The organism is Burkholderia gladioli (assembly GCF_000959725.1).
GTDB classification, from domain to species: domain Bacteria; phylum Pseudomonadota; class Gammaproteobacteria; order Burkholderiales; family Burkholderiaceae; genus Burkholderia; species Burkholderia gladioli.
The window spans coordinates 3,629,655-3,648,594 of record NZ_CP009323.1; the positions used below are offsets into that span (position 1 = coordinate 3,629,655).

Consider the following 18,940-nt stretch of genomic DNA (forward strand, 5'->3'; position numbering starts at 1 on the left):
CAATTGGTTGGACCATTGATCCTTTGAGCCAATGACGCCAAGCTCATCCGCCACTCGAATCACGATTCACGACATACGACCATGACGATCATTCGTTCGATGCGCGTCCTCGACGTGCGTTTTCCGACCTCGCAGAAGCTCGACGGTTCCGATGCGATGAACCCCGATCCCGATTACTCGGCTGCCTACGTGATCCTCGAAACCGATCGCGACGGCCTGGAAGGGCACGGGCTGACCTTCACGATCGGCCGCGGCAACGAGATCTGCTGCGCGGCGATCGAGGCGATGCGCCACCTGGTGGTGGGCCTCGACCTGGACTGGATCCGCGAGGACATGGGCCGCTTCTGGCGCCACGTGACCTCCGACAGCCAGTTGCGCTGGATCGGCCCGGACAAAGGGGCGATCCACCTGGCCACCGGCGCGGTGGTCAACGCCGCCTGGGACCTGTGGGCCAAGGCCGAAGGCAAGCCCTTGTGGCGCCTGGTGGCCGACATGACGCCCGAACAATTGGTGCGCACCATCGACTTCCGCTATCTCGGCGACTGCCTGAGCGAGTCGGAGGCGCTGGCACTGCTGCGCGAGCAGGCGCCCGGCAAGGCCGAGCGGATCGCCACGCTCGAACGAGAGGGCTATCCCTGCTACACCACCTCGGCCGGCTGGCTCGGCTACAGCGACGACAAGCTGCGCCGGCTCTGCCGCGAGGCGATCGACGCCGGCTTCGATCACGTGAAGCTGAAGGTGGGCGCGAACCTGGAGGACGACATCCGCCGCGTGAGCATTGCGCGCGAGGTGATCGGCCCGGATCGCAAGCTGATGATCGACGCGAACCAGGTTTGGGAAGTGGACGAGGCGATCGACTGGGTGCGCGAACTGGCCTTTGCCAAGCCCTGGTTCATCGAGGAACCCACCAGCCCCGACGACGTGGAAGGCCATCGCAAGATCCGCGAGGCGATCGGCCCGGTGCAGGTGGCCACCGGCGAGATGTGCCAGAACCGCGTGCTGTTCAAGCAGTTCATCATGCGCGGCGCGATCGACGTGGTGCAGATCGACGCCTGCCGCCTCGGCGGCGTCAACGAGATCCTGGCCGTGATGCTGATGGCCGCGAAATACGGCTTGCCGGTGTGCCCGCACGCGGGCGGCGTGGGCCTGTGCGAATACGTGCAGCATCTGTCGATGATCGATTACGTCTGCATCGCCGGCACGCGCGAGGGCCGCGTGATCGAGTACGTCGACCATCTTCACGAGCATTTCGTCGAGCCCTGCGTGGTGCGCGACGCGGCCTACATGCCGCCGAGCGCGCCCGGTTTCTCGATCGAGATGAAACCGGAATCGCTGGAGCGTTATCGCTTTCGCGGCGAGACGGCCAGGTCGGGCGAATCGGTCGATCCCGCCGCCGCCGTGGCCCATGCAGCCGCCTGAGCGGCAGGGCTCGAACGCGAACGGAGAATCCTGATGAACCTCGATCTGCAAGACAAGGTGGTGCTGGTCACGGGCGGCGCGGCCGGCATCGGCGGCGCGATCACGCGCGCATTGGCGGCCGAAGGCGCGATTCCGGTGGTGCTCGACCGCAATGCGCCCGACGATGCCTTCGCCTCGCAACTGCGCGACCAGCAGCCCCGCACGCGCTTCCTGCGCACCGACCTGCTCGACGACGCGCAATGCCAGGCCGCCGTCGATGCCGCGATCGCCGAATTCGGCCGCATCGACGGCCTGGTCAACAACGCCGGCGTCAACGACGGCGTCGGCCTGGGCGCGGGCCGCGCGGCCTTCGTCGCCTCGCTCGAACGCAATCTGCTGCACTACTACGCGATGGCGCATTACTGTGAGCCGCACCTGAAGGCCAGCCGCGGCGCGATCGTCAACGTCTCGTCGAAGACGGCGCTGACCGGGCAGGGCGGCACCAGCGGCTATTGCGCCGCGAAAGGCGCGGTGCTGTCGCTCACGCGCGAATGGGCCGCCTCGCTGGCCGGCGACGGCGTGCGCGTGAACGCCGTGATCCCGGCCGAGGTGATGACGCCGCTCTACGAATCCTGGCTCGCCAGCTTCGACGATCCCGAGGCGAAACTGGCCGCGATCACGCAGCGCATCCCCTTCGGCAAGCGCATGACCACGCCCGAGGAGATCGCCTCGACGGCCGTGTTCCTGCTGTCGGAGCTCGCCTCGCACACGACCGGCCAATGGCTGTTCGTCGACGGCGGCTACACGCACCTGGACCGCGCGCTGGGCTGAGGCCCGCGCGCCGATCGACCCTCGAAAGAACACAACGGAGACACGACGATGCGGCAATGCCTGGCGCTGGACCTGAGAGACGACCCCGAATCGATCGCGCGCTACGAGGCGCATCACGAGCGCATCTGGCCGGAGATTGCCGCGCACTTGCGTGGGCAGGGCGTGACCTCGATGGAGATCTGGCGGATCGGCAACCGCCTCACGATGGTGATGGAAACGGACGACGCGCGCTTCGACGCCGCGCGCATGGCGGCGACGAGCCTGGCCGATCCGAAGGTGGTGGAGTGGGAAACGCTGATGAGCACCTTCCAGCAGCCCACGCCATGGACGCCGGCCGGGGTGAAGTGGGCGCCGATGGCGCGCATCTTCGATCTCGACGAGCAGTGAGCAGGGCCGGCGACGGCAACCGGAAACAGAAACAGACGAGCCCGTGACCGGGACGGAAGGAGACAGGATTCATGCAACAGGTATCGGAAGCCGGCGTCACGCCGGTCGGCACGGCGCAACGCTCGCGCGACTGGCGCACCGCGTTCATTCTGGTGACCAGCCTCTTTTTCATGTGGGGGCTCTCATACGGCTTGCTCGACGTGCTGAACAAGCATTTCCAGGACGTGCTGCACGTCAGCAAGGCGCAATCGGGCCTGCTGCAGGGCGCCTATTTCGGGGCTTATTTCGTGATGGCGATCCCGGCCGCGCTGCTGATGGAGCGCTTCGGCTACAAGCGCGGCATCCTGCTGGGGCTCACGCTCTACGCGATCGGCGCGCTGCTGTTCATCCCGGCCTCGGGCGTGGCGAGCTTCCCGTTCTTCCTGTTCGCGCTGTTCGTGATCGCCTCCGGCCTCGGCTGCCTGGAAACCGCCGCGAATCCCTACGTGACCGAACTCGGCACGCCCGAGACGGCCGAGCGGCGCCTGAACCTCTCGCAATCCTTCAATGGCCTGGGCAGCTTCCTCGGGCCGCTGATCGGCGGCGCCTTCTTCTTCCCCTCGGGCGCGGCCAGCCAGGCCGCCGCCGAGGGGCTCGGCTCGGTGCGCATCACCTACGTGGCGATCGCCGGCGTGGTGGTGCTGCTCGCGCTGCTGATCGCGCGCACGCCGATGCCCGACATCCGCCGCCCGGCCTCGGCCGCGCAGCGTGCCGCCGGCGAGTCGATCTGGTCGCGTCCGCACTTCGTGGGCGGCATCGTCGCGCAGTTCTTCTACGTGGCCGCGCAGGTGGGCGTGGGCGCCTTCTTCATCAACTACGCGATCGTGCACTGGCCCGAGCTGAGCGCGCAGCGCGCCTCCTTCATGCTGTCGATCGCGCTGCTGCTGTTCATGGCCGGGCGCTTCGTGAGTACCGCCGCGATGGGCAAGGTCTCGCCGGCCCGGCTGCTGACGCTCTACGCGCTCGCCAACATCGCGCTCTGCGCCATCGTGCTGGCCGGCATCCCGGTGCTGTCGGTGCTCGCGCTGATCGGCGTGTTCTTCTTCATGTCGATCATGTTCCCGACCATCTTCGCGCTCGGCGTCAAGGATCTCGGCCCGCAGACCAAGCGCGGCGCCTCGTTCCAGGTGATGTCGATCGTCGGCGGGGCGATCATGCCCTACGCGATGGGGCGCGTCGCCGACGGCTCGGGCGTGAGCATCGCCTACGCGCTGCCGCTCGCCTGTTTCGCCGTGGTGGCCTGGTACGGCTGGCGCGGCAGCCGCATCGCCTGAGCCATGATCCGGCTGCGCGCGGGCCGCTGGCCGGCGCCCGGCAGGCGTGCGCGCGCGCAGGCCGGAAAGCGCGCGCGTCGGCCGATCGACGCATACGTATTAGAATCGCCGTCTGGTTCGCGTGTGCCGCCCGAGGGGCGGCGGCCGCGAACGCCCACGATCCCGACGCGACTCGCCAGCGAACGTATGCCGATCCAACCTATCCAGAATCGCCGTCTCTACCAGCAAATCGCCGATCAATTGCGCGCGATGATCGAATCCGGCAGCTTCCCGCCCGGCAGCTACCTGCCGCCCGAGCGCGAGCTGGCCGTGCAGTTCGGCGTGTCGCGCACCTCGGTGCGCGAGGCGCTGATCGCGCTGGAGGTGGTCGGGCTGGTTTCCGTGCGTGTCGGCGACGGCGTTTCGGTGCGGCAGCGCGAGCAGCCGCCCGCCGAGGCCGCGCCGGCGTCGCATTCGAACCTGCTCGAGGTCGATCCCGAGCTGGGCATCGAATTCGACCTCAATGCCGAGATTCCGCCGTTTTCCCTGTTGCAGGCGCGCAAGCTGATCGAGCCCGAGGCGGCCGAGCTGGCCGCGCTCAATGCTTCCGACGCGCAGCTCGCGGCGATCCGCGAAGCCTTCCTGCGCAATCAGCAGGACAATCGCAGCGGTTCGACCACGCATCCGGGCGACCGGCTGTTCCATATCCGCATCGCCGAGGCCAGCGGCAACGACGCCTACGCGATGATGATCAAGCAGATGCTCGCGCATCGTTACGATCCGCTGTTCCAGCGGCTGCAGAAGCTGTATACGCCGCGTGACATGCCGCATCGCTCCGAGGTCGAGCACCGCGCGATCCTCGACGCGCTGGAGGCGCGCGATGCCAAGGGCGCGCGGCGTGCGATGCTGACTCACCTGAATTCGGTGATCCGGATTTTTTCGCGGCAGTCGGTGTAGGGGCGCAGCGGAGAAGGGCCGGTTCAGGCTCGGAGGGTTTCGCGCAGGGCGGCGAGAAAGCGGCTGCGCTCGGCAGCGCAGGCGAGCGGGAAGCGCTCGAAGGCCTCGCCTCGGCGCAGGTCGGCGAACAGGCCGGCCGGGTCGGTATGGAAATGCAGGAAGGCGCGCGACTGGCGGTAGAACACGCCGCGTGCGCGTTCCTTCAGGCTCGTGCCGGCCAGTTGGCGGATTTCCGCGAGCAGCGGTTCGAGTCGATCTAGGGCGGCGCTGTCGGCGTGTTTCATCGGAGGTTTCCGTCTGGCGAGGCGCTGGCATAGGTGACGAAGGCGTGAGCGACGGCACCGTCGATCTCGATCCGATCGACGGCCGTGAAGCGCGCCGGCAGCGTTGGGAAGAACGTGTCGCCAGGCACCTGCAGATCGATTTCGGTCAGATGGACGACATCGGCGAAAGGCAGGAAGCGCTCGTATATCTGTTGGCCGCCGCCGATGAGTACCCGCTCGCGAGGGTCGTCGCGGATGATGTCCACCAGCGCTTCGAAGCATGCCGCGCGCCGTGCGCCTGCCAGGGCCTCGTCGCGCGAACTGAGCACCACCACGTCCCGGCCAGGCAGGGGCCTGCCGATCGACTCGAAGGTCAGTCTCCCCATCACCAGCAACTGTCCCATCGTCAGTTCGCGGAAGCGCTTCTGCTCGCCGGGGATCGTCCAGGGAATGTCCTTGCCGAAACCGATGACGCGATTCGCCGCCATCGCGGCCACCATGACGATCTGTTTTCCCGCCAGCATGAAGGCCTCTCGATGTCGCTTTAATGCGGCATTCTAACGGGAGCGCCGCGTCTCATGCGGACTTCGCCGCGCACGGCAAATAAAATCGCCGATCACGGCCTCGGCGAAATGTTTGTCTTATCTCTCGCTATTACTCCAGCGCTGGAGATATAATCCGAAACCCGCTGATTTTTTCGGGTTAATGGCATCCGAGTGGTTGTTGCAGGGAGACGGGGGTCTCGTTGCAACAGGTCCAGGTCCAACAAACAAGACAGCCGCTCGATGACCAGGATGAGGCAATAGGATTTTCTATTTTTATTAAAAACAAACGATAAATTCATGAAGAAGAACAGAATTTCGATGGTGGCTGCCATTTGTGCGGCCGGCGCACTTCTCTCCGGATGCGAGACGACCAACTCGATTCCCTACAAGGCTTCCCCGGCCAATATCATTGCCATCCAGCAGAGCCTGCAATCGAAGAAGGTCAGTGTAGGCGATATCGGCATGGCGCCCGGACTGGACGAGAGTCTCCTGTGCCGCCTCATGGGCCCGGTGAAGGTGGCTCCGGGGAAAACCTTGTCGCAATACATCAAGGATGCTTTCCAGGAAGAGCTGTTGACGGCTCAGGCTTATGACGTGAAGGGCGTGCCTATCGAAGGTCGCATCGAAGCGCTGAGCTTCAGCTCGGTCTCGCCGGCATATTGGCAAATCACCATGAGCGTGAAGTCGCCCGCCGATAGCGGATACACGGTGTCGATCAAGTATCCGTTCGACACGAGCTTTACCGCCATGGGGGCTTGCAAGAACGTAGCCGATGCGTTTGGTCCCGCGGTGCAGGAACTGATCAGGCAGGTTGTGACCAATCCGAAATTTCCCGCACTTTCCGGTCAGTAAATGCCTTGATGGGCAATGCCTGCCGTTTCTTCCCGGGGCGGGTAGAAACGGCTCAAGGCGTTTCGCTACCGCCGGCGTGATTCCGGCCGACCGGGGCCGGCGCTCCATGAACGGGTTGCCGCTCTCGCGCGGCAACCCTGTTCAAGCCGGCCCACGCCCCAGCAACACCACCGTCAACGACCTCACCCCCTGCGCCCCCTGGATCAGCACGCCCTCGATATCGGCCGTGGCCGAGGGTCCCGTCACCAGCGCCGCGTAGCTCGCCTCGCGGAAATCGGCGATCCGATACAGATCCTGCAAGCCATCGACGATATCGGCCGGATCGAGCAGCACCACCAGATGCTGGACCAGGTAACCCAGCGCATTGACGCGATACTCCGCCTCGGAAAGCCAGACCGATCCGGTTTCGGCCACGCCATGGCGCGCACGCACCACGCCCACCTCCACCTCATGCAGCGAAGCCGGCACCCGTGCCGCATCGAGCAACTCGACGCCCGGCACCTCGTCCGTGGCCGACAGCGGCACATGCCCCGGAAATCGCTCGGCGAACCATCCCGGCAGTTCCTCACGCGAGGCCGGCGTGACGCACTTGCCGCCCATCGTCGCCAGGCTCGCGCGGAAACGTTCGAGCCGATCGCCCGCGGGCGTCTCGAACACCGGCAGCACCGGCAACGGATGCGGATCGTCGCCGCCGATCGCCGCGAAGCCGCCGTTACCGCCATCCTCGCGCACGGCCACACGCTGCGCCGCGCGCACGCGCATCAGGAATTCCTCGCGAGACACGCTCATGATGTCGACTCCTCGTCCTTGTCCTTATCCGGGCCCGCCTGGGCGCCGTCCTTGCCCCGATTCGCCTCGTACCAATCGCGGAACGTCTGCCTCGGCGCCTCGGGCAGCGCGCGCCCCTTGCCCCAGGTATTGAGCGGGTTGTAGAGCACCAGGTTCGGCAGCCGATGCAGGGCGGTCTGCATCGAACGCACCGAGGCGCGATACAGCGAGGGATTGGCCAGCAGCTTGCCCGCCACCTTGATCAGCCCGCGCTTGACGCGCGGCAGCTCGCCTTCCTCGGCGACGATCTGGCGCCAGCGATACAACTGCTCGTGGATATTGATCTTGACCGGGCAGACATTGCTGCAACTGCCGTTCATGGTCGAGGCGAAGGGCAGGGTGCTGAAGCGCTTGAGGTCGTAGGCGGGGTTGAGGATCGCGCCGATCGGCCCGGCATAGGTGCTGCCATACGACAGCCCGCTGCTGCGTCGATAGACCGGGCAGGTGTTCATGCAGGCGCCGCAGCGGATGCACTTCAGCGAGTACCAGAAATCGTCCATCGCCAGGCGCGCCGAGCGGCCGTTGTCGACGATCACGAAATGCATCTCGGTGCCGGGGCGCGGCTTGCGGAAGTGCGAGGTGTACTGCGTGATCGGCGAGCCGAGCGCGCTGCGCGAGAGCAGCCGCACGAACACGCCGAGGTCGGCGATGCGCGGGATCAGCTTCTCGATGCCGATCGAAACGATATGCACCGGCGGCACGTTGGCCGACAGGTCGGCATTACCCTCGTTGGTGCAGACCACCACGGTGCCGGTCTCGGCCACCGCGAAGTTGCAGCCCGTCATGCCGGCGCCGGCTTCCAGGAAGGCCGGGCGGGTGGTCACGCGCTGGCTCTCGGCCAGGTAGTGGATGTCGTCGTTGGCGGGATCGGTGCCGAGCGTGCGGCCGAACAATTCGGCCACGTCGCCGCGCAGCTTGTGCACGGCCGGCACCACCACATGCGAGGGCGGCTGCTGGTCGAGCTGCTGGATCCGCTCGCCCAAATCGGTCTCCATCACCTCGATGCCGCGCGGCCCGAGGTATTCGCGCAGCTCGCATTCGTCGGTCAGCATCGACTTGCTCTTGACCAGCGTCTTCACGCCATGCGATTCGAGGATGCGGTAGACGGTTTCGTTGTGCGCGGCCGCGTCGAGCGCCCAGTGCACCTTCACGCCGTTGGCCTCGGCGTTCGAGGCGAACTGCTCCAGGTAGTCGGCCAGGCGCGACAGCGTGTGTTCCTTGATCTGCGAGGCCAGCGTGCGCAGCGTCTCCCATTCCTCGATCGAGGCGGCCTGGGCGTCGCGCTTCTTGCGCAGGTCCCACAGGCGGCGGTCGTGGAAGGCCACATGCTCGGTCTTGGCGAGGAAGGCCTCGGCGGCGCCGGCGTGATCGACGGGTTTGGCGCGGCTCATGCCTGCACCTCCACGCGGCCGGGGCCGGCCAGCGCGGCCGTATCGATGCCGTTGAGCACCTGGGCGATGTGCAGGAAGCGCATCGGGATCCGCTCGCGCGCGGCGCAGCCCTGCTGGTGCATCAGGCAGGACATGTCGGCCGAGACCATGAACTCGGCGCCGGCCTGCCGGTGGTCGCGCACCTTGTCCTGGCCCATGCGCACCGAGACGGCCGCCTCCGATACCGAGAAGGTGCCGCCGAAGCCGCAGCATTCGTCGGGCCGGGCGGGCGCGGCGAAGCGGATCCCGGCCACGCCCTCCAGCAGCGTGCGCGCCTTCGACCAGGGCTCGCCCTGGATCTCGCTCATCGAGGCCGCGTGCAGGTGGCGGATCGCGCTGCAACTGTTGTGCAGCCCGACCGTGTGCTCGAAGCGCGCCCAGGGGAACGCGCGCACGCCGAGCACGTCGTGCAGGAACTCGGTCAATTCGTAGGTATTGGCACGCACCGCCGCGATCCGCGGCGATTCGCCGGCCGCCGTCAGGTGCTGGCGCACATGGTGGACGCAGCTCGAGGAGGGCGCCACCACGTAGTCGTAGCCGGCGAAGTTGTCGACGAACAGCGCTTCGGCGCCGGCCGCGTCGGCCTCGCAGCCGTTGTTGGCGAGCGGCTGGCCGCAGCAGGTCTGGCGGCGCGGATAGTCGACGTCGAGGCCGAGCTTCTCGAGCAGCTCCAGCGTCGCGATGCCGACCTCGGGGTAGAGCGCATCGATGAAACAAGGCACGAACAGAGCCACCTTCATGGAATTCTCCTGCTGGGGGATGTGGCGCCGCCTCGGGGCGGCGCCTGTCTGGTCCGATCGCCGGGCGGGGCTGGCCTGGCATCGGTGGTCGCCATGATCGACAGCCCGCCCGGCTTCCGGCAAACTGGTACGACCAGTTTACGGTTTGTCGGCCGGGCCGCGCCTTCCCGATCTCCCCGATCTTCCGCCATCCCTCGATTCGATCCACCCATCCACGCCAGCCCAGCCTCCCGATGAAAACCCCCAGCCAGACCGAGCGCATCCTGCGCGAGATCGAGACGCAACTGATCGAGGGCGTGTGGGCGCCCGGCGAACGGATCCCGGGAGAGCGCAAGCTGGCCGAGTCGATGGGCGCGGCGCGCTCGACGGTGCGCACGGCGCTGCAGCGGCTGGTGGCGCGCGGGCTGCTGACGAGCCGCCCGATGTCGGGCTTCTACGTTTCCGACCGCCTGCAGACGGGCCTGATCTCGCCGTGGCGGCAACTGGTCGGCGACCATCCCGAGCTGCGCCCCGACATGCTGGAATTCCGCCTGATGCTGGAGGCCACCACGGCCTACCTGGCTGCGATGCGCGCCACCGAGGAGGACCTCGCGCGGATCGGCAACGTGATGGCGGCGATGGTCGAGGCGCATCGCGAGGGCGACCACGCGCGCGAATCGCGGCTCGACGGCGATTTCCACGCGGCGCTGGCCGGCGCCTCGCACAACGCGATGCTGCGCCACCTGCAGGGCAGCCTGGCCAAGATGCTGCACACCCATATCTCGCTCAACAACACCAACCTGTTCGAGCTGCGCGAGCAGGCCGGCGAGCACATCCTGGCCCAGCACCTGCGGCTGTGGGAGGCGATCCGCGCGCGCCAGCCCGAGGAGGCGCGGCGCCTGATGGTCGAGCATATCGGCTTCGTCTGGCGCAAGCTCGAACCCGACCTGCCGGTTACCGCGATGTGAGCCGGCGACATGAACCGCGCGCGCCATCCCGTTGCGCATGCAACGACCCGCCCGACACCGACCTTTTCCCGCTTCTCCAATGACGACGACCTCCCTGCTGATTCGTGACATCCGCACCCTGGACGGCGCGCGCGCCGACATCCTCATCATTGGTTCGCGGATCGCCGCGATCGGCCCCGCGCTGGCGCCGCCGCCCGGCTGCGTGATCGAGGACGGCGCGCGCCGGCTGGCGCTGCCGGGCCTGGTCGAGGGCCACACGCATCTCGACAAGACGCACTGGGGCCTGCCCTGGTTTCGCAACGAGGTCGGCCCGCGCCTGGTCGATCGCATCGAGTTCGAGCGACGCTGGCGCGCCGAGCAGGGGCACCACGCGGGCCGGCAGTCGCTGGCCCTGGCGCGCGCCTTCCTGGCGGCCGGCACCACGCGGCTGCGCACCCATGTCGACATCGATACCGAGGCGGGCCTGAAGCACATGGAAGGCGTGCTCGCCACGCGCGAGGCGATGCGCGGCCGGCAGGAAATCCAGATCGTCGCCTTCCCGCAATCGGGCGTGCTGGCGCGGCCCGGCACCGAGGCGCTGCTCGACGCGGCGCTGGGCGCCGGCGCGGACCTGGTCGGCGGGCTCGATCCCTGCGCGATCGAGGGCGACCCGGTGGCGGCCGTCGACCTGATGTTCCGGCTCGCCGAGCGGCACGGCAGCGGCATCGACCTGCATCTGCACGAGCGCGGCGAGATGGGCGCGGCCTCGCTGGGGCTGGTCCTCGATCGCACTGCCGCGCTCGGCATGCGCGGCCGGGTGGCGATCAGCCATGGTTTCTGCCTGGGCGGGGTGGAGCCGCGCGTGCGCGACGCGTTGCTGGCGCGCATGGCCGCGCTGGACGTGCCGATCGTCACCAGCGCGCCGCCCGATATCGAGGTGCCGTCGGTGGCGGCCTGCCGCGCGGCGGGCGTGACGGTGGTGGGCGGCAACGACGGGATCCGCGATACCTGGACGCCCTATGGCCGCCCCGACATGCTCGAACGCGCGATGCTGATCGGCATGCGCAACAACTTCCGCCGCGACGACGAGCTGGCCGTCGCGCTCGACTGCGTGACGGATTCGGCCGCGCGCGGCTGCGGTTTCGGCGATTACGGCCTGGCGCCGGGCGCGCGCGCCGACCTGGTGCTGGTGGAGGCGGCCGGCGCGGCCGAGGCGGTGGTCGCGCGCCCGCCGCGGCGGCTGGTGATGGCCTCGGGCGCGATCGTCGCGCGCGACGGCGTGCTGGTGGCGGGTTGAGGCAGGCACCGCGCGGGTGCATCGGCGGACGACGATCCGATCTGTCGTCGGCCGGCGCGAAGCGCGCCGCGCCGGCGATCGGCCGGCTTCGCATGCGGCCCGCGCGGTTCGCCCGCCACGGCCGCGCCGCGAAAAACGATCGTCCAGAATGCGCTCCCATAAGGCGCCGGCAAGCGGCCGGCGCGACCGGAGCCCTCATCATGAAAAGCAGCCTCACCGGCGTGTCGGCATCGCACGATGCCGGCATCCCCGTCGCCGACAGCCACGCGACGCAACCCGAACCCGATCACGGCGCGCCTTCGACGAACGCGAACACCGGCCTGCTGTCCGGCCTCGGCGCCTTGCGTCGCACCTTCGCCGGCGGCTCGGGCGCCAAGCCCGCGACGGCCGACGCCACCGGCAATACCGAGCAGCGCGCGCGCGTGCCGGCCGAGCTGCTGCACCAGATCGCCGCCTCGGGCGGCGCCGAGACGCGTCGCGCGATGCGCCCGGTCAGCCGGCAATTCCACGCGATCGCCGAGGACCAGACCACGCAGCGCCGCCTCACCAGCAGCACGCATCTGCGCAAGGTGGCCCAGGCGATCGACCAGGGACGATATCCGAAGCTCTCGCATCTCGATGCCAGCGGCCTCGAGCTGCGCGCGCCGAGCTCGCGCCGCTCGCTGGCCGCGCCGTTCGGCGAGGCGCCGCTGCCGGCACTCGGCAAGCTGGAGAAGCTCGATCTCCAGGAGAACGGTAACCTCGGCAGCCAGGGTTTGATCCAGTTGATCGGTGACGGCGCGCAATTGCGCGAACTGAACGCCGCGGGCACCGGGGCGGGCGACGCCGGCGCGCAGCACCTCGCGAACCTGCCGCAACTGCGCAAGCTCGGCTACGGGGACATGCGCCTGACGATCGCCGGCGTGCGCGCGCTGGCGGCGCATCCCGGCCTCGAATCGCTGGCGCTGGGCAACAGCCCCGGCGTCGGCCACGAGGGGGCGCAAGTGCTGGCCGGCAACGGCCGGCTGCGCGAGCTGACGCTCGACAACTGCGCGATCGGCAATCGCGGCGCCGAGGCGCTGGCGGGCATGACGGGCCTGCAACGGCTGCGCCTGCCCGACAACGACATCGGCGATCGCGGCGCGCTCGCTCTGGCCGCGAACCCGCGGCTGCTCCATCTGGACCTGCGCGGCAATTCGGGCATCAGCCAGCCGGTACGGCAGCAGCTCGCCGAGCAGGCGCGCGCGACGGGCCGCGTGATCCTGGTCTGAGATCGCGCGCCGCCGCCGGTCACGGCGCGCCCGCCGTCTTATTCGTCCCGCCGTCTTATTCGTCCCGTTGTCTTATTCGGTCCGCCGCCTCACTCGGTCCGCAGCGGCTCGATCGTGAGGCGCGCCCAGGCGCGGTAATGCGCGGCCATGGCCGGATCCTCGGCACGTTCCTCGACGCGCGCCAGCTCGTCGAGCACCCAGGTGGTATTGGGCGCCTCGTCGAGGCACTTGAGCAGGAAGCGCCGGCATTCGGCGAGCTTGCCCGCGCGCAACTGGCTGGCCGCCAGGGTGCGCTTGAACAGGTCGCGCTGCGCGTTGCTGCCGCCGATCCGGTGCAGGGCCGGCAGCACGGCGCCCAGCATCTCGCAGGCGGCCGCGTCGTCGCCGTCGCCATAGGCGGCCAGCGCCGCGCACACGGGCGCCGTGACCTGCCGGCGGATCTGGTCCAGCTCGCTGGCGCCGCCCGCCAGCGCGGGCTGGTCGAAACCGGCCAGGAAGCGCCGCAGCTCGTCGCCGCGGCGCGCGCCGGCGAAGGCCATCGCGATATGCACGTCGAGGAAGCCGTTGCCGTGCCGCTCGGCATGGCCCAGCCACTTGTCGGCCAGCAACTGCCAGCGCTCGCCCACGTCCTGCCCGGCCAGTTCCAGCCGCCACAGCAGCGAGGTGCCGTCGGTCAGCCGGAACGCGCTGGCCGCGTCGACGCTGGCCAGGTGCGCGTCGTGGATCGCCAGCGCCTCGTCGTAGCGGCGCGCCGCCACGTAGCGCAGGGCCAGGTGCCACCAGATATGCGCCAGCAGCAGCGGCTGCTCGCTCCAGCGCGGCTTGAGCGCGTCGAGCAGCGCCAGGCAGGCGTCGTGGCGGTTCTGCATCTCGTGGACGTGGATCAGCGCGTGCAGCGCCCAGCAATCGTCGCGCTCGCGTTCCAGCGCCAGCAGGGCCGGGCCCTCGGCCGCCGCGTAATGGCCGTTCTCTTCCAGCGCGAAGGCGTACTGGCCGAGCACGAAGCCGTAGCCGGGCTGGTCCGGGCGCCAGTCGCGCATTGCGCGTCGCATCGAATCGAGCATGCGCGCGGCGTCGCCGACCAGGAAGTGCGCCTCGTGCGCGAGCTTCATCGCCAGCAGGTCTCCCGGCTCGCGTTCGAGCACCGCCTGCCAATGCTCGGTGGCGCGCGTGATCTCGCCCTCGGCGCAGGCCTGCACGGCGCGGATATGGCCTTGCTCCTGCTCGGTGGCGTCTGGAAAACGCTCGGCCAGGCGCCGCAGGCGCGGCGCGATGCGCGGCGAGGTCTTCGGCTCGCCGTCGAACAGCAGCATGCTCAGCGCGAACACGTCGCCCATCACGAAGGCGGCGTCGTTCGACAGCGCCAGCGCGTCGCCCACGGGATTGCCGCGGAACGTGAAGTAGTCGCGGATCGCGCGGTTCCAGCGTTCCAGGGTGGCGGGATCGTCGGCATGCCAATGCTGCCCGAAGGTGTCGGCGAGGGCGGGTTTCATGGTGGGGTGTTCGGCTGGGGCGGGCGGGAATCGGAAACGGGATGTCGAAAGCACGGGCGAAAGCGGCGGATCGGTGCTCGCCCGGTACGGCCGGGCGGCTGATCAGGAGCGGGATCCGCGACTCGACATGATACGGCCTGGCGCTTCGTTTCACAGTCGAGGGCAGGCTGGGCGCGAGGATTGGCTTCGGCTCGCCGGGCAGCGCTGCGGATCGCCTGCCGCCGAGACCGATCCGTCTTCCATGCCTGGGCATGGCGAAGCCGCCGCGACAAGGAAAACGGGGCGACCGCCCGGCATCTCGTCGGCGATCGCCCCGTGTGGCCTGCCCGGCGAGGCCGGGTTTGCCGGATTTGCCGGCTTCAGGCCCGGGCGGCGCCTTCGGCCAGCGCCTTGGCCTGCTTCAGGCCTATTTCGTAGAGCCCCGAATACTGCGCGATGAGCTTGGCTTCGTCGGCGCCGGCGTTCGGCGTGAAGCGGCTGCTCCAGGTCGCCTTGGCGCCGTTTTCGCCGCTGCGCTCGACCGCGATGGTCGCGACGTAGTCGACCACCGGATCCGGGCCTTCGAGGATCGAGTAGCTGTAGCGGCGATCGGCGTCGCTGTGCTCGAGCAACTGCTCGACGATGCGCGTATCGGTGCCGATCTCGAGATGACGCGTCTTGCCGTCGTCGGACAGGCGCGAGGTGCGCACCGGGGCGAGCCAGGCCGGCAGGCCGTTGAATCCGCCGACGATGGCCCAGACGCGATCGGCCGGCGCGGCGATCTCGACGGAAATGCTGACATTCGACATGCTTGCTGCCTCCTGTTGGGGTTCAGTGCCGCGGGACCGGCGCCTGGGCGGTGATCAGGCCTTCGGCCTTCAGCTCGTTCCACAGTGCCGGCGCGATCCGCGCGTCGGCGAGGCGCCGGTTCTCGGCGATCCGCCCGGGCCGGCTGGCGCCGGGAATCACCCCCGCCACCGCGGGGTGCGCGAGCGAGAACTGTAGCGCAACGGCGCGAATGTCGGCGCCATGACGCGCGCAGATCGCCTTGATGCGCTCGACGCGCGCGATCATCTCGGGCGTGGCGGGCTGGTATTCGTAATGCGTGCCGCCGGCCAGCAGCCCGGAGTTGTAGGGGCCGCCCACCACGATGCCGAGCCCGCGCTGCTGCGCCTTCGGCATCAGCGTGGCGAGCGCCTCGGCGTGGTCGAGCAGGGTGTAGCGGCCGGCCAGCAGGAAACCGTCCGGATCGGCGCGATCGAGCGCGAGCACGCAGGGCTCGACGCGGTTCACGCCCAGCCCCCAGCTGCCGATCACGCCTTGCTCGCGCAGCCGCGTGAGCGCCACCGCCGCCCCCGACATCGCGGCGTCGAACACCTCGCGCCAGGCCGCGCCGTGGAAGTCGACGGCCGGATCGTGGATCCACACCGTGTCGAGCCGGTCGGTGCGCAGGCGCTTCAGGCTGTCCTCGATCGCGCGCAGCGTGCCCGCCTCGCTGTAGTCGTAGACGATCCGGTTCGGCAGGCCGTGTTCGAACAGGCCGCCTTTCTCGCCGAGGTCGCGCTCGGCGGCGCTTTCGTGCTCGTCGAGGATCAGCCGGCCGACCTTGGTGCCGAGCCGGTAGGCCTCGCGCGGGTAGGCCGCCAGCGCTTCGCCCAGGCGCAGCTCGGCCAGGCCCGCGCCGTAGAGCGGGGCGGTGTCGAAATAGCGGATGCCGCTGTCCCAGGCGGCCGCGACGGTCGCCAGTGCTTCGTCATGGGGGATGTCGCGGTACATGTTGCCGAGCGGCGCGGTACCGAAACCGATCTGGTCGGGAATCTCGATTCGCATGATGTGCTGTCGTGTGGGGGCGCCGGGCGACCTCGTGTCGATGTCGCCCCGCCCCGGTGTCAAAGGGAAGGTGCATCGAGTGTGAGGGCGCACGGGCTCGGCAACAACCCGTGCGCGAGTCAGATTGTCTTGAGCGGCAGTCAAGAATGCGGCGCGGGCGGTCCGCTTGCACGCGTCAGCGGCGGCCGGCGGCGCGGCCGATCGGCTCCAGGTGCCCGGCGCGGACGCCGGGCCTCCCGATACCCGGCTCGCGCCCGCCGCCTACAGCAATTCCACCGCCACCGCCGTGGCTTCGCCGCCGCCGATGCACAGGCTCGCCACGCCGCGTTTGGCACCCTGGGCGCGCAGCACGCCCAGCAGCGTGACGACGATGCGCGCGCCCGAGGCGCCGATCGGATGGCCGATCGCGCAGGCACCGCCATGCGCGTTCATGCGTTCGCGCGGAATGTCGAAATCGTGCATCACCGCCATCGGCACCACCGCGAAGGCTTCGTTGACCTCGTAGTAGTCGACCTCGTGCGGCTGCCAGCCGGTGCGCGCGAACAGCTTCTTCAAGGCACCGATCGGCGCCGTGGTGAACCATTCGGGGTCCTGCGCATGGGCGCAGTGCGCGTGGATGCGCGCGATCGGCTGCCGGCCCAGCTGCCGCGCCACCGATTCGCGCGTCAGCACCAGCGCGGCGGCACCGTCCGACAGCGGACTGGAGCTGGCCGGCGTGATGGTGCCGGTCGGGCTGAACGAGGGCTTGAGCTTGGGGATCTTGGCCGGATCGACGCTTTGCGGCTGCTCGTCGGCCGCGATCGACACGCTGCCCTGTCTGGTGCTCAGCTCGACCGGCGCGATCTCCCAGTCGAAGCGGCCCTCGGCCTGCGAGCGCTGCGCACGCAGCAGCGATTCCGTCGCGAACGCGTCCTGCAGCTCGCGCGTGAAGGCGTAATGCGAGGCGCATTGCTCGCCGAATTCGCCCATCGGCCGGCCGCGCTCGTAGGCGTCCTCCAGCCCGTCGAGCGCGACGTGATCGTAGAAGCTGCCATGGCCCGAGCGATAGCCGCCGCGCGCCTTCAGCGCCAGGTAGGGTGCATTGCTCATGCTTTCCATGCCGCCCGCCACCACCAGCGAGGCGCTGTCGTTGGACAGCGCGTCGAAGGCGTAACGGATCGCCTGCATGCCGGAGCCGCAGACCTTGTTGACCGTCACCGAGGCCACCGAACGCGGCAGCCCCGCCCCGAGCGCGGCCTGGCGAGCCGGCGCCTGGCCGAGCCCGGCCGGCAACACGCAGCCGATATAGGCCTCGTCGACGCTCGACGGTTCGATGCCGGCACGCTCGACCGCCGCGCGGATCGCGGTCGAGCCGAGCTCGACGGCGCTCTTTGGCGAGAGATTGCCGAGGTAACGGCCCACCGGCGTGCGCGCGGCGGAGAGAATCACGATCGGATCACTAGACATCGCAGGCTCCATTGAAATGAAAAGGAAAGCTCGAATATGTATGCATATGCATACTTAACCGCTATGGAAACGGAAAGCTAGTCGGACAAGCGCCATGAGGCCTTCACGCCGGCTTCCAGCAGGCGCCGCGAGAGGCCGGGGTCGTCCACCGCGCGCGACAGGATCAGCGAGCCGATGGCCAGCGCCACGGCCGCCAGCCCGGCTTCCTGCCGCTGCGCTTGCGAGTCGGCCAGGGCGGGGGCGTCGTGGCCACCCTCGCCGGCGTCGTCCGCCGGCGCGCGCGCGCAATCGACCAGCGATTCGAGGTGTTCGGTAAACACGCGCCGCACGGCATCGCTGCCCCGGCCGATCTCGACGGCCAGGGTGGCCGCGGCGCAGCCGGTTTCGGGATGATCGCGGTGCCGCTCGTTGAGGTAGGCGCCCATGAAGGCGACCGCGCGCGGCAATGCGGGATGGCTCGCCATGCGCTCGCGCAGCCGCTCGGTGGTCTGGCCGAAGCCGATCGCGATCGCCGCGGCGATCAGGGCGTCCTTCGACTTGAAATGCGCGTAGAAGCCGCCGTGCGTGAGGCCCGCCGTCTCCATCAGGCTGGCCACGCCGACCGCGTCGATGCCTTCCCGGCGAAAGCGCGCCGAGGCCACCGCCTCGATGCGCGCGCGCGTCCTGGCCTTGTGCTCCGGATCGTATCGCATCGCCTCACCGTCTCCCCGGGGACGGGCCGGCCGCGCGATCCGGCGCGCGTGCGCCGCTCAGCCGGCCAGTGCCTCCGTCAATTGATAGACCTCGTTGCTGAATGCCTGCAGGTCGCCCTTGCCGCCATGGCGCGCCAGCTCGCGCTGGGCCGCTTCCCAGTCGGGCAGGCAGGTTTCGTAGAGCTTTTCGCCGGTGCGCGTGAGGCACCACAGATGCACGCGCTTGTCGTCCCGATCCGGCAGCGAGCGCACCAGCTTGCGCGAGCGCAGCGTGGCCAGGGTGCGGCTGAGGGTGGTCTGGTCGAGCAGCAGGGCGGCCGACAGGCCGCGCATCGAGGCCGCCTCGGCGCCATACAGGGCCATCAGGATGGTGAACTGTGTGATGCGGATTCCGTGCGGCGCGAGCCGGGCGTCGTACATCGCCGTGACCGCGCGCGCGGCCTGTCGCAAGGTGCCGCAATGACACGGCAATTTCAGCGGACCCTGGCTCATGACTTGCTCTCC

At 69.0% G+C, this 18,940-nt stretch carries 20 protein-coding genes; 9 read left to right on the forward strand and 11 right to left on the reverse strand.

Features of this window, described 5'->3' with window-relative positions; translation table 11 throughout:
• Nucleotides 1-81 precede the first annotated feature (81 nt).
• The 5 genes from BM43_RS33290 to BM43_RS33310 all read left to right on the forward strand — a co-directional run bounded on the left by BM43_RS33290 (nt 82) and on the right by BM43_RS33310 (nt 4,865).
• Nucleotides 82-1,419: an L-fuconate dehydratase gene (locus BM43_RS33290; protein ID WP_036051598.1), complete on the forward strand. Its 1,338-nt coding sequence runs from the start codon at nt 82-84 to the stop codon at nt 1,417-1,419.
• Nucleotides 1,420-1,452: 33 nt separating this feature from the next.
• Nucleotides 1,453-2,229, forward strand: a complete 777-nt coding sequence (locus BM43_RS33295) for an SDR family oxidoreductase (protein ID WP_036051595.1) — start codon at nt 1,453-1,455, stop codon at nt 2,227-2,229.
• A 48-nt stretch (nt 2,230-2,277) separates the two neighbouring features.
• Complete coding sequence (locus BM43_RS33300; protein ID WP_036051593.1) at nt 2,278-2,616, forward strand: L-rhamnose mutarotase; 339 nt, start codon at nt 2,278-2,280, stop codon at nt 2,614-2,616.
• A 71-nt stretch (nt 2,617-2,687) separates the two neighbouring features.
• Nucleotides 2,688-3,929, forward strand: a complete 1,242-nt coding sequence (gene fucP / locus BM43_RS33305; RefSeq protein ID WP_025100186.1) for an L-fucose:H+ symporter permease — start codon at nt 2,688-2,690, stop codon at nt 3,927-3,929.
• A gap of 186 nt (nt 3,930-4,115) precedes the next feature.
• Entirely contained in the window at nt 4,116-4,865 is a 750-nt protein-coding gene (locus tag BM43_RS33310) for a FadR/GntR family transcriptional regulator (RefSeq protein WP_036051591.1), read from the forward strand.
• A 23-nt stretch (nt 4,866-4,888) separates the two neighbouring features.
• Here BM43_RS33310 and BM43_RS33315 read toward each other — a convergent pair whose 3' ends face one another.
• On the reverse strand, nt 4,889-5,149 hold the full coding sequence (locus tag BM43_RS33315) for a hypothetical protein (RefSeq protein WP_013697968.1): 261 nt from the start codon (nt 5,147-5,149) through the stop codon (nt 4,889-4,891).
• On the reverse strand, nt 5,146-5,652 hold the full coding sequence (locus tag BM43_RS33320) for a dihydrofolate reductase (protein ID WP_036051589.1): 507 nt from the start codon (nt 5,650-5,652) through the stop codon (nt 5,146-5,148). Before BM43_RS33320 ends, BM43_RS33315 begins: the two co-directional genes overlap by 4 nt.
• Before the next feature lie 318 nt (nt 5,653-5,970).
• On the opposite strand from BM43_RS33320, the gene BM43_RS33325 reads away from it, so the two are divergent.
• The gene (locus BM43_RS33325; protein ID WP_036051586.1) at nt 5,971-6,525 is read left to right on the forward strand and encodes a hypothetical protein; all 555 of its coding nucleotides are present in this window, start codon (nt 5,971-5,973) and stop codon (nt 6,523-6,525) included.
• Nucleotides 6,526-6,666: 141 nt separating this feature from the next.
• Here the strand turns inward: BM43_RS33325 and BM43_RS33330 are convergent, their stop codons facing one another.
• From BM43_RS33330 to BM43_RS33340, 3 genes are read right to left on the reverse strand one after another with little or no spacing between them, the layout of a single operon-like run.
• A complete protein-coding gene (locus BM43_RS33330) occupies nt 6,667-7,314 on the reverse strand; it encodes a LutC/YkgG family protein (protein WP_036051584.1) in 648 nt (215 codons plus the stop codon).
• On the reverse strand, nt 7,311-8,744 hold the full coding sequence (locus BM43_RS33335) for a lactate utilization protein B (protein WP_036051582.1): 1,434 nt from the start codon (nt 8,742-8,744) through the stop codon (nt 7,311-7,313). The genes BM43_RS33330 and BM43_RS33335 overlap by 4 nt, the downstream gene beginning before the upstream one ends.
• Nucleotides 8,741-9,523: a (Fe-S)-binding protein gene (locus tag BM43_RS33340; RefSeq protein WP_025100190.1), complete on the reverse strand. Its 783-nt coding sequence runs from the start codon at nt 9,521-9,523 to the stop codon at nt 8,741-8,743. Before BM43_RS33340 ends, BM43_RS33335 begins: the two co-directional genes overlap by 4 nt.
• 233 nt (nt 9,524-9,756) lie before the next feature.
• On the opposite strand from BM43_RS33340, the gene BM43_RS33345 reads away from it, so the two are divergent.
• From BM43_RS33345 to BM43_RS37725, 3 genes are all read left to right on the forward strand, one after another.
• A complete protein-coding gene (locus tag BM43_RS33345) occupies nt 9,757-10,470 on the forward strand; it encodes a FadR/GntR family transcriptional regulator (RefSeq protein ID WP_013697975.1) in 714 nt (237 codons plus the stop codon).
• A gap of 79 nt (nt 10,471-10,549) precedes the next feature.
• On the forward strand, nt 10,550-11,746 hold the full coding sequence (locus tag BM43_RS33350; protein ID WP_036051579.1) for an amidohydrolase family protein: 1,197 nt from the start codon (nt 10,550-10,552) through the stop codon (nt 11,744-11,746).
• 200 nt (nt 11,747-11,946) lie between these two features.
• A complete protein-coding gene (locus BM43_RS37725; RefSeq protein ID WP_052409285.1) occupies nt 11,947-12,996 on the forward strand; it encodes a leucine-rich repeat domain-containing protein in 1,050 nt (349 codons plus the stop codon).
• An 89-nt stretch (nt 12,997-13,085) separates the two neighbouring features.
• On the opposite strand, the gene BM43_RS33360 is transcribed toward BM43_RS37725, so the two are convergent.
• The 6 genes from BM43_RS33360 to BM43_RS33385 form a co-directional block, all read right to left on the reverse strand.
• On the reverse strand, nt 13,086-14,489 hold the full coding sequence (locus BM43_RS33360) for a tetratricopeptide repeat protein (protein WP_036051578.1): 1,404 nt from the start codon (nt 14,487-14,489) through the stop codon (nt 13,086-13,088).
• A gap of 359 nt (nt 14,490-14,848) precedes the next feature.
• Nucleotides 14,849-15,277 (reverse strand): SRPBCC family protein, encoded by a 429-nt coding sequence (locus BM43_RS33365; RefSeq protein WP_036051572.1) that lies wholly within the window; start codon nt 15,275-15,277, stop codon nt 14,849-14,851.
• Between the two features lie 22 nt (nt 15,278-15,299).
• Nucleotides 15,300-16,298 (reverse strand): aldo/keto reductase, encoded by a 999-nt coding sequence (locus BM43_RS33370; protein WP_036051570.1) that lies wholly within the window; start codon nt 16,296-16,298, stop codon nt 15,300-15,302.
• Nucleotides 16,299-16,559: 261 nt separating this feature from the next.
• The gene (locus tag BM43_RS33375; protein WP_036051568.1) at nt 16,560-17,744 is read right to left on the reverse strand and encodes an acetyl-CoA C-acyltransferase; all 1,185 of its coding nucleotides are present in this window, start codon (nt 17,742-17,744) and stop codon (nt 16,560-16,562) included.
• 77 nt (nt 17,745-17,821) lie between these two features.
• Nucleotides 17,822-18,436 (reverse strand): TetR/AcrR family transcriptional regulator, encoded by a 615-nt coding sequence (locus BM43_RS33380; protein WP_036051567.1) that lies wholly within the window; start codon nt 18,434-18,436, stop codon nt 17,822-17,824.
• Nucleotides 18,437-18,493: 57 nt separating this feature from the next.
• A complete protein-coding gene (locus BM43_RS33385) occupies nt 18,494-18,913 on the reverse strand; it encodes a MarR family winged helix-turn-helix transcriptional regulator (protein WP_025100198.1) in 420 nt (139 codons plus the stop codon).
• Nucleotides 18,914-18,940 lie beyond the last annotated feature (27 nt).